The sequence below is a fragment of the Mycobacterium sp. TH-M25 genome, from assembly GCF_057473665.1.
Genome location: NZ_JBYCLA010000174.1, coordinates 1 through 7,662 on the forward strand (window position 1 = coordinate 1; position 7,662 = coordinate 7,662).

At 64.7% G+C, this 7,662-nt stretch carries 7 protein-coding genes; 3 read left to right on the forward strand and 4 right to left on the reverse strand.

All coding sequences use genetic code 11. The features are described from left to right. The 4 genes from AC2VOU_RS05935 to AC2VOU_RS05950 form a co-directional block, all read right to left on the reverse strand. Positions 1-717: flavin-containing monooxygenase (locus AC2VOU_RS05935; protein WP_486956532.1), on the reverse strand; the 717-nt coding region annotated here is incomplete at its 3' end. Continuing rightward, positions 714-1,895 carry an LLM class flavin-dependent oxidoreductase gene (locus AC2VOU_RS05940; protein WP_486956533.1) on the reverse strand — a complete coding sequence of 394 codons (1,182 nt, stop codon included), beginning with the start codon at positions 1,893-1,895 and terminating at the stop codon, positions 714-716. The genes AC2VOU_RS05940 and AC2VOU_RS05935, both read right to left, overlap by 4 nt. Then, on the reverse strand, positions 1,892-3,262 hold the full coding sequence (locus tag AC2VOU_RS05945) for an aromatic ring-hydroxylating oxygenase subunit alpha (RefSeq protein WP_486956534.1): 1,371 nt from the start codon (positions 3,260-3,262) through the stop codon (positions 1,892-1,894). The genes AC2VOU_RS05940 and AC2VOU_RS05945 overlap by 4 nt, the downstream gene beginning before the upstream one ends. Then, positions 3,262-4,110, reverse strand: a complete 849-nt coding sequence (locus tag AC2VOU_RS05950; RefSeq protein WP_486956535.1) for an SDR family NAD(P)-dependent oxidoreductase — start codon at positions 4,108-4,110, stop codon at positions 3,262-3,264. Before AC2VOU_RS05950 ends, AC2VOU_RS05945 begins: the two co-directional genes overlap by 1 nt. A 161-nt stretch (positions 4,111-4,271) precedes the next feature. On the opposite strand from AC2VOU_RS05950, the gene AC2VOU_RS05955 reads away from it, so the two are divergent. The 3 genes from AC2VOU_RS05955 to AC2VOU_RS05965 all read left to right on the forward strand — a co-directional run. After that, on the forward strand, positions 4,272-5,873 hold the full coding sequence (locus AC2VOU_RS05955; protein ID WP_486956536.1) for an SMP-30/gluconolactonase/LRE family protein: 1,602 nt from the start codon (positions 4,272-4,274) through the stop codon (positions 5,871-5,873). Beyond that, the gene (locus AC2VOU_RS05960) at positions 5,866-6,600 is read left to right on the forward strand and encodes a GntR family transcriptional regulator (protein ID WP_486956537.1); all 735 of its coding nucleotides are present in this window, start codon (positions 5,866-5,868) and stop codon (positions 6,598-6,600) included. The genes AC2VOU_RS05955 and AC2VOU_RS05960 overlap by 8 nt, the downstream gene beginning before the upstream one ends. Before the next feature lie 14 nt (positions 6,601-6,614). Beyond that, positions 6,615-7,662 (forward strand): AMP-binding protein (locus AC2VOU_RS05965; protein WP_486956538.1); only part of this gene is annotated, 1,048 nt, incomplete at its 3' end.

Genomic DNA, 7,662 nt, shown 5'->3' on the forward strand with positions numbered 1-7,662 from the left:
GCCCGTGCTGTCGCCACCGGTGTAGGAGTAGTCCCACCTCGAGGTGTGGAAGCTGTGACCCCGGAAGTCCTTGATCCCAGGTATGCCCGGCAGCTTAGGCCGATGGAACGGTCCGGACGCCAGGACCACGAAGCGCGCGCGGACGTCGTCGCCGCGGTCTGTGCCGATCCGCCAGCGCTTGATGCCGGTGTCCCAACGCATGTCGCGGACCTGAGTGGAGAAGATCGCCCCGTCGTAGAGCCCGAAATGCTTGCCGATGTTGCGGCAGTGCTGGTAAATCTCGGCGCCGTCGGCAAACTTCTTGCTCGGCATGAAGTCAAGTTCCTCGAGGAGCGGTATGTAGCAATAGGACTCGTTGTCGCACTGGATTCCCGGATAACGGTTCCAGTACCACACGCCGCCGAAATCGCCACCCAATTCGATGATCCGGACATCGTCGACCCCTGCCTTTTTCAGCTGCGCGGCGCAGAGCAGACCGGCGAAGCCACCGCCGATCACCGCGACGTCGATGTCCTCGGCGATCGGGTCGCGCACCAGCGGCGGCGAATGCGGGTCGGTTTCGTAGTAACCGGCGAAATTGCCTTCGAGTTCCACGTACTGCCTGGAACCCTCTGATCGGAGCCGCTTTTCACGTTCGACCCGATACTTCTCCCGCAGCGTCTCGATATCGACGTCGTCGGGAGTGTCCGTCGGCTGTGGGCAGTCGGGGGCCGTCATGCCAAGGCGTTCTCCGGCAGCGCAGCGCGGTGCAGCGGCGCGGCCATCTTCTGAACCGCCGGCAGCACTTCCCGGGCGAACAGCGTGGTGCTGGCGATGGCCTCCTCGTAGGGCATGGTGCCGAATTGCGGGACGATGGTGAGCTCGCAGAACGAGCACGCCTGCTGGGCGGCCTGGATCCGGCTGAAGATCTCCTCCGGTGTTCCGATCAGCAGGTTGGACGCATGGTATCCGGGTGTCTTCGGTTTACCCTTGTCTTCCCCAGTCACCGAAGAGGCCAACACCGCCGTCGCGGTGGCCTCCCGTGCTGCGTAGGCCTCGTAACCCTTGACGCCCTTGAAGTTCGAGGCGTCGGCGAACCCGTAGTGCACGGTGACGTCGCGGTTGGCTGTCCAGATCCACTCCTCGGTCTTGGCAGCGTCGGCGGCATCAGGCGCGCAGTACATGAACATGACGTTCTTCGGCTGGCAGGGCCTCAGGCCCTCTTCTTTGCGGAACGTGTTGACCAGCTGCACTTCCCGGCCGGCGTCTTCGATCGGCTTGTTGCCCACGAACAGCGGGATCATGCCGCGCCGCGCCAGGATCTCCATCGATTCGGCCGTCGAGGATGAGCTGTAGATCCGCGAGAACAGGTCGCTGCTCAGCGGCTCCGGGCGCAGCGACATCTCCGGAACCTTGAAGATCTCGCCCTCGTAGGAGAAGCGCTTGCCGGAGAAAGCCAACTCCAGGATGTCGAGGGTTTCGTTGAACCGCTGCCGGCTTTCCTCGCGCGGCACACCGACCGCGTCGAATTCGCTCTTGGACACGCCGCGGCCGATCCCGATGGTGGTGTAGCGGCCCTTGGAAATGACGTCCAGGTAGGCGATTTGGTGCGCTAGCCGGATCGGGTGCCACCACGGCGCGACGGCCACGAAGGTGCCCAGACCGACCCGCTCGGTGCGCCCGGCGAAGTAGCTCAGCGCCTGAATCGGATTGGGCGTCATCCCGTATGGTGTTCCGCAATGTTCGGGCATCCAGATGCCGTCGAATCCGAGCGGCTCTGCCAGATCGGCGATTTCGAGCGTGCCCTGCACACACTCCCAGTCCGGAGTCGCGGGCGGCCGGCTGAAGTCGCCGGCCAGGACGCGATCGTCCCAGTCGTGGGAGTTGTGGGTGCCAAACCCGAGGTTGACTTTCATCGTTGCTCCTTTGCGACAGCTCGCGGCGCGCCGGTCCCCATGTATTTCGACAATTGCGTATGCAGGTTGACGGTGCTGCGTTCCATATAGGGGTTGGGCTTGGTTCTTTTGAAGCCAAGCGATTTCATTCCTTGCTGTACGGCAGCCATGTTCGAGAAGTCCTGCGGGAAGACCGTGCGCCAGCCGGGATCGTCGGCCACGAGGTATTCCCACTCGGTTTGCGGCTCTTGCCCTTCGGGGTAGAGCTCGTAGCACGAGGCTTCGAAGATGCAGCTGTTCGGATCGTAGCCGTTGGGCCGGGCGCTGTAACACAGCGCAGTCGTAAGTCCCTGCCCTATCTGAAAATTGGGGAAAATCTGCCAGGCAGTACCGCTCTTTGCCAGGTGCTCGGGATCGATGGTCGGCCACATCACGCCGCGGGCGGCATCGTCACTGCGGGCCGCGGCCAGCCAATGACTGAGCACCTGGTCGGGCGGGGTGCCTTCGGGCAGTTCGTCGGCAAGCCGCTTCGCGGCCTCCACCAGCGTTGTGGTGGTAGTCGCGTTGGTCTCTTCGAGCGTGTATATCTGCATTTCCGCGGTCGAGATGCGGGGGTCACCGGTGCCGAGACGAATCTTGGACTTGGTCTCGGACAGGTCTTTCGGCGCGTCGTAGCCGATGTTGCTGTGCTTGCCCTGCGCATTGGCCCAGCCGCGGAACGTGCCGAATTTGTTGAATTGCGGATGCGTGGTGGCGACGTGGTAGGTCTCGTTGAACGCCTCGATCGCGACCTTCCAATTACATTGGAAAGTGAGCCATTTACGCCATTTCACCCGCATGTTCTGCAGCCCGAATGGGTCGAGCATGGTGGCGGCGGGTTCGAGATAGTCGCGTAGCGGCTCACAGTCGGGATCCAGGTTGACGAAGATCCATCCGCCCCAGGTGTCCACGCGCACCGGCGCCAGGTGGGTGTTCTCCGCCGTCAGCGAGTCCTGCCAGTCCTGCCGTTCCGGAATGTGAGTACAGTCGCCGTCCAAGCCGTAGGTCCAGCCGTGGAATCCGCAGACAAACGATTTCTTGTGTCCGCAAGCATTTTTGGCGCCGTCCGGCACGTCGACCAGGCGACGCCCACGGTGTACGCAGACGTTGTGGTGCGCCTTCAACGAGTCAGGGCCGGTGCGGACCACGACGACGGAGTCGTCGAGGATGTCATAGGTCAGGAAGCTGCCGGTCTTCGGCAGATCCTCGACGCGCCCGACCTGCTGCCAGACCTTGCGCCACAGCTTGTCCCGTTCGGCGCGAGCATAGTCCTGAGACAAATACGCCTCGACGCCTATGGTCACCGGCTCCGAAAGTAGTTCCGGCGCTTCGACTTGGGTGTCGGTCATCACGGTCTCCTTATCGCTTCTCGGAAGGAGTCGTCCTTGAGGAAGAGCGAGGTGTTGTCGGCGTCAAGGTGGGTCCATTTGAGGTCCAGACCGCCATCGACCAACAGGGTCTGACCGGTGATGTAGCTGGACATGTCGGACAGCAGGAACAGGATCGCGCCGGCGATTTCTTCTGGCCGGCCGCGTCGGCCCATCGCAATCGCCTTGCGATCTCGATCGGCGTCGTCGTCGACGTAGGTGAGCGAGGCCGGGGTAGCGGTGACCCCGGGCGCAACGGCGTTAACCCGAATCTCGTCGAGGGCGAGTTCGACGGCCATGGTGCGGGTCATTGCCGCGATGGCCGCCTTGGCGGTGCCGTAGGCGATGTGGAACGGCGCGGTGTTCATCCCGCTGATCGACGAGATCGACACGATCGAGCCGCGGCGGTTACGCGCCTTCAACTCCGCGGCCACTGCCTGGCTCATGAAGAACGCGGTCTCCAGGTTCGCGGTGAACAGGTCGCGCCAGTCACTGCGCGTCACCCGGGTCGACGGCATCCAGGTCTGCGGGCCGGCTCCGCCCGCCACGTTGACCAATCCGTGCAACTGACCGTCGGCGTTGAGGGCCTGTTCGAGGGTCGCCGCCACACCGTCCTCGGTCGCGACGTCGGCGGCCAGGGGAACGATAGACAACCCCCGGTCGATCATCGGGGCGATGTGGTGGTCGAGGTTGTCCTTGCCCCGGCTGACCGCGATCACCGTGGCACCGGCCTCGGCGACCATGCGGGCGACGGTGGTGCCGATGCCGCCACCGGCCGCGCCGGCCACCACGACCACGCGACCCCGCAGACCGAGCGGGTTATCGACCACTGCTACAGAACCCTTTGTCCGGACAAGATAGCGTCATACGCGTAATTGAGAATATGATTCTCTGCAAACAGCCAAGCGTCAAGTGGCCCTGATCGGACATCTTCTAACTCTTGTCTGGACCACACTCGGTTGCTAACGTCACCGGCCGGAGGTCAGCGTCGATGTTGTTGCAGGAAGACCGCTCCGGAACCGGAGTGTCACCGGCCGTCGCCAAAGGATGGCAGCTGGAGCGACTTACCGCGCCCAGCAGGCTGTTCGGCGCCAACGGGCTGCGGACCGGCCCCGACGGCAGGATCTACATCGCCCAGGTCACCGGGAGCCAGATCAGCGCACTCGACCTCGGCACCGGTCGACTGGAGACCGTCAGCGCCAGGGGCGGCGACATCATTGCGCCCGACGACGTGGCGTTCGGTCCGCGCGGTGATCTCTTTGCCACCGAGGTGATGGACGGCCGGGTCAGTGTGCGCGGCACCGATGGCCGTACCCGGGTGCTGCGGGCCGATGTCCCTTCGGCCAACGGCATCGCCGTGCATCAGGGCAGGCTGTTTATCAACGAATGTCGGGAGGGCGGAAGGATTCTCGAACTCGACCTGGACGGCGGGGAGCCGCGGGTGTTGCTGGACAACGTGCCGTCGCCCAACGCGATGGAAGTCGGGCCGGACGGATTGCTGTACTTCCCGGTGATGGGCGCCAATGAAATTTGGCGTATCGGCCTCGACGGCGGCGCGCCGGAAACGGTCGCCACCGGGCTGGGCGTACCCGACTCGGTGAAATTCGACTCGCGCGGCCAGATCGTCTCGACACAGGTACACAGTGGTCAGGTGTTGCGCATCGATCCACGGACCGGCGCGCAGACGGTGCTGGCCAATCTCAACCCCGGACTGGACAATTGCACGTTTGTCGGTGACCGATTGTTTGTCTCCAACTTCACCGGCGAGATCGTCGAAATCCTCTCTGGAACAACCGAAGTCACGCTAGCCGCCGGGTTGAACTGGCCGCTGGATCTGGCTGTGGGCAGCGACGGACAACTCTATATCGCCGACGGCACCTACTTCTACGTAATGCGACCCGACCACACCTTGCACACCGTGGGAATGCTGTTCAGTCCGGGTTACCCCGGGTTCCTGCGCGGACTGGTGCCGTCCGGTCCAGGTGAATTCGTGGTCACCACCTCCGGCGGTCAGGTGTCGCGCTACTGGCCGTGCCGCGGCGAAAGTGAGGTTATAGCCGACGGATTCGATCAGCTCTACGGGCTGGCGATCGCCGCCGACGGAACTATAGCGGCCGCCGAGCTCGGGACCGGACGGGTGGTCACCATCCGGGGTGGTCGGGTCGAGGTGGTCGCGTCCGGGTTGGTCGACCCGATCGGTGTCGCCGGCGCGCCCGACGGCGGCTTGCTGGTGTCGGAGGCCGGCGCCGGCCGAGTGGTCCGGCTCGCCAACTCCGGTGCCCACACCCTGGCCGACGGATTCGATTGTCCGCAAGGCATTCTGGTCGACGGGTCTTGGTTGTATGTGGTCGACGCGGGCGCCAAAGCGCTGATCGCCGTCGACCAAGACGGCACCCGGCACACCGTCGCCGCCGGGCTGCCGCTCGGCGCCGCACCGGGGGTGGTTCCCAAGCCGCTGAAGGGAATGCCACCGTTTTCCGGACCGCAAGGACCGTTCGCCGGCATTGCCGCCGGGCCAGACGGCACGCTGTATATGTCCGCCGACGCCGACGGCAGCGTGCTGGCATTTCGTCGACGGGACCGCAATGGCTGACGCCGCCGACCACCGTTACCTGCAGGTCGCCCGGGCGCTGCGCAAGGAGATCGTCGACGGCGTCTACCCGGTCGGGTCGCAACTGCCCACCGAACACCAATTATGTGAACGCTTTTCGGTGAGCCGGTACACCGTCCGAGAAGCACTGCGCCGACTGCGGGATGACAACCTGGTCGCGTCACGGCCGCGATCGGGAACTCTCGTGGTGCCGCGGCCGTCCTCGGACGCCTATGTCCAAGATGTCGTCTCGATCAACGACCTGTTGGCCTTCGCCAGCGGTGCGCAATTCGCGATCGAGTCCACCGGCATGATCGCCGTCGACGACGAGCTGGCGACTCGTACCGGGTTCGCCGTCGGCGAAGAGTGGCTGTCTGTCAACGGCTTTCGCCGCATCGACGGCGCGGAGTTCCCGGTCTGCCGGACCGAGTACTACATCAACCGGGCATTCGCCGGGGTGGGCAGGCTGCTGCCGCGGCACAGCGGTCCGATATTTCCTCTGATCGAAGACATTTTCGGCGTGAGCATCGTCGAGGTCCGTCAGGAGATCGCCGCGGTGCTGATTTCGCCGCTGCTGGCCGAGCAACTCAGCGTCGAGGCCTGCAGCCCCGCACTCGAAGTACACCGCACCTATGCGACTTCGGACGGCCAAGTCGCCCAGTTGACCATCAACACGCATCCGGCATCGCGTTTCCGTCACTCGATGACGATGCGACGGGTCCGCGGTTAATCTCACATGCGGCGATGTCGAACACCAAACTGATCGGTGGACGAACGGTCCGCTGGGATGACGAGCGGGCCGCGCACGCCTATGCGCGCGGCTGGTGGGGGCGTGACACGTTGGCCGATGCACTCGCCGTCGCCGCGCGCCAGACACCGCGGCGCGTGGCACTGGTCGACGGCGAACACCGCATCGACTGCCTGACGCTGCACCAGCAGGCGACGGCACTGGCCGCGGCGATGCTGGAGCGCATACCGGTCGGCAGCGTGGTGTCGTTGATGCTGCCCAATTGGTATGAGGCGGCGGTGATCTATCTCGCGGCGACGCTCGCCGGAATGGTGGTCAACCCCATCCTGCCGTCACTGCGGGATCGTGAAGTGAAATTCATCCTCGACGACGCCGACGCCCGGATGATCTTCGTGCCGTCGGTGTTCGGTCGCCACGATTATGCGGCGATGCTAACGCGGGTGACGGCTCAGTTGGCGGACCCGCCCGAGGTTGTCGTGGTCCGCGAGGGCTCGCCGCTACCCGAGGCACACCCCGGCGAGCTGCCCGCGCTGGATCCCGATGCGGTGCGCATGATCCTCTACACCTCGGGAACGACGGGCCGCCCCAAAGGCGTTCTGCACAGCCACAACTCGATGCACGCGCTGATCATGCAGCTACATGACCACTGGGGGGTACAGCCCGGTGACCGGTTCCTGGTGCCGTCGCCGCTCGCCCATATCGGCGGTTCCATCTATGCGTTCGAATGTCCATTGTTGCTCGGCACGTCGGCGGTGCTGATGGACCGCTGGGACGCCGATACCGCAGTCGAGCTCATCCGAGCAGAAGGTTGTACGCACATCGCCGGGGCGACGCCGTTCCTGGAGCAATTGCTGGCGGCAGCCGAGCGTGCCGGAACCCGGTTGCCGGAGCTGAAGCTATTCGTCTGCGGCGGTGCATCGGTGGCGCCGTCGTTGATCCGCAAGGCCGCCGACTACTTCGAACGCGCCGTCGTCACCCGCGTCTACGGATCGACCGAGGTGCCGGTGACCACGGTCGGTGCGCCGGGCGACCCCGACCACGCCG

Coding starts and splice junctions, on each gene's coding strand:
- AC2VOU_RS05940 (WP_486956533.1), bottom strand. CDS start 1,895: ATGAAAGTCAACCTCGGGTTTGGCACCCACAACTCCCACGACTGGGAC.
- AC2VOU_RS05945 (WP_486956534.1), bottom strand. CDS start 3,262: ATGACCGACACCCAAGTCGAAGCGCCGGAACTACTTTCGGAGCCGGTG.
- AC2VOU_RS05955 (WP_486956536.1), top strand. CDS start 4,272: ATGTTGTTGCAGGAAGACCGCTCCGGAACCGGAGTGTCACCGGCCGTC.
- AC2VOU_RS05960 (WP_486956537.1), top strand. CDS start 5,866: ATGGCTGACGCCGCCGACCACCGTTACCTGCAGGTCGCCCGGGCGCTG.